This window comes from Curtobacterium sp. B18 (assembly GCF_000333375.1).
Lineage (GTDB): Bacteria > Actinomycetota > Actinomycetes > Actinomycetales > Microbacteriaceae > Curtobacterium.
Genome location: NZ_BACZ01000194.1, coordinates 1 through 1,866, shown reverse-complemented (window position 1 = coordinate 1,866; position 1,866 = coordinate 1). Strand labels below are relative to the sequence as shown.

Below are 1,866 nucleotides of genomic sequence, written 5' to 3'. Positions count from 1 at the left end.
CTCGGTCGTCCGACGGTGGACCGCGTCGTGACCACCCCGGACGTCCGGATCGTGTGCGGCTCCTGCAGCTCGCCGCCAGCGCGGAGCAGTACTCGTCGCACACGCTCGCGGCGTCGATCGTGGCGGCAGCGCGCACCGAGGGCATCGCGTTGTGCGGCGCCACGGACGCCGTCGAGTCCGAGTCGGACGGTGTCGCGGCCCGGGTCGACGGGCACGAGGTCGCGGTCGGGACGCTGGCGTTCGCTCGGCGACGTGCACCGGAGTCCGAGCCACTCGTCGTCGCCGGCGGTCGTGTGGTGTCCTACGTGCTCGTCGACGGACGCCCTTCCGGCGCCCTGGTGTTGGGCGACCCGGTGCGTCCTGAGGCCCGGGCGACGGTCGAGGCCATCCGCGCACAGGGGATCGCGGACGTCGTCATGCTCACGGGCGATGCGCAGTCGACCGCCGAGGCGGCGGCGGCGGAGGTCGGCGTCGCCGTGCTCCGAGCCGAGTGCCGTCCGGGCGACAAGGTCTCCGCGGTCCGGGCGCTCACCCGGCGGCCCGTCCTGATGATCGGCGACGGGGTCAACGACGCGCCGGTGCTCGCCGTCGCCGACGTCGGCGTCGCGATGGGCGCCCGGGGTGCGTCGGCCGCGAGCGACACCGCCGACGCCGTCGTCCTGGTGGAGTCGGTCGAACGGGTGGCCGTCGCGCTCCGCATCGGCCGCGACACCGTCCGGATCGCACAGCAGAGCATCTGGATCGGTATGGGCGCGTCGGTCGGCCTGATGCTCGTCGCATCGACGGGTGTCGTGCCCGCCGTGCTCGGCGCGCTGCTGCAGGAGGTCGTCGACGTCGTCACGATCGTCGCGTCGCTCCGGGCCACCGCCGGCCCGACGAGCGCTGCCGGTGGCGGTGCTCCGGTCAGGATCGCGGTACCGGAACGATGACGACCGGCGTCCGTGACCGGTGCATCGTCTCCCGCGCGACGGACCCGAGCAACGCACCACCGAGCGTGGTCCGGTGCCGGCGGCCGACGACCACCATGGACGCGTCCGCCCCCGCGTTCGCGAGGGCGTCGCCCGCGTCGCCCTCCCAGAGCGTGGCACGGACGGGGACGGACGGTTCCCGGATCGCGGCGTGCCGTCCTGCCGCGTCGAGCACGAGCCGCGCGGACTGCTCGTCGGCGCTCGACGCGTCCTCGAGCAGGGCGATCGGACGCGCCGCGACCGGTGCCGTCACGCGCCAGGCGTGCACCAGTCGCAGCGGGCGGCCGGTGTGTCGGGCCTCGTGCAGTCCGAACGCGAGCGCGGCCTCGGACGTGTCTGCATCGACGCCGACGATGATCGGGCCGCTCCCGGACGACCAGTCGTCCGGGACGACGACGGTGGGCACCGCCGCCGACGTCGCGACGCGCTGGGGCAGGGACCCGGTCAGGGCGGAACGGATCGTGTGGCTCCGGTGCGCTCCGATGACGACGAGGTCCGCCGCGGCTGCTGCGGCCACGAGTGTCGGCGCGGCGAAGCCCCGCTCGACCGCGGTCTCGACGACGACTCCCGGGGCTGTGCCGCGGATGAACGCCGCCGCCCCGGCGAGCCGCTCGCGGACGACGAGCTGATCGGTGTCGGTGCGTTCGAGCGCGTGGACGATCCGGATGTGGGTCGGGCCGTCGGCGGCGCGCTCGGCCGCCCATCGCAGTGCCGTCCAGCTTGCCTGGCACGCGTCGAGACCGACGACGATCCGCTCAACGGACATGGAGTGCTCCTGTTCCTCCGAGCCCGCGCGGGAACCGTGTGTGGTCCGTGCGGGCAGCGTCGGCGGCGACGCTAACCGTGCCGGCGGCGTCCGACGAGGGTCGAACGTCCCACGCGAGGTCATCGTCCCGGG

The 1,866-nt window shown here is 74.6% G+C and carries 2 protein-coding genes; one reads left to right on the top strand and one right to left on the bottom strand.

Features of this window, described 5'->3' with window-relative positions; genetic code table 11:
• On the top strand, positions 1-929 hold a 929-nt coding region (locus tag I5E_RS05145; RefSeq protein WP_042723602.1), incomplete at its 5' end, for an HAD-IC family P-type ATPase.
• On the opposite strand, the gene I5E_RS21215 is transcribed toward I5E_RS05145, so the two are convergent.
• Positions 904-1,734 carry a universal stress protein gene (locus I5E_RS21215; protein ID WP_022906045.1) on the bottom strand — a complete coding sequence of 277 codons (831 nt, stop codon included), beginning with the start codon at positions 1,732-1,734 and terminating at the stop codon, positions 904-906. The genes I5E_RS05145 and I5E_RS21215 overlap by 26 nt on opposite strands.
• Positions 1,735-1,866: the final 132 nt, after the last annotated feature.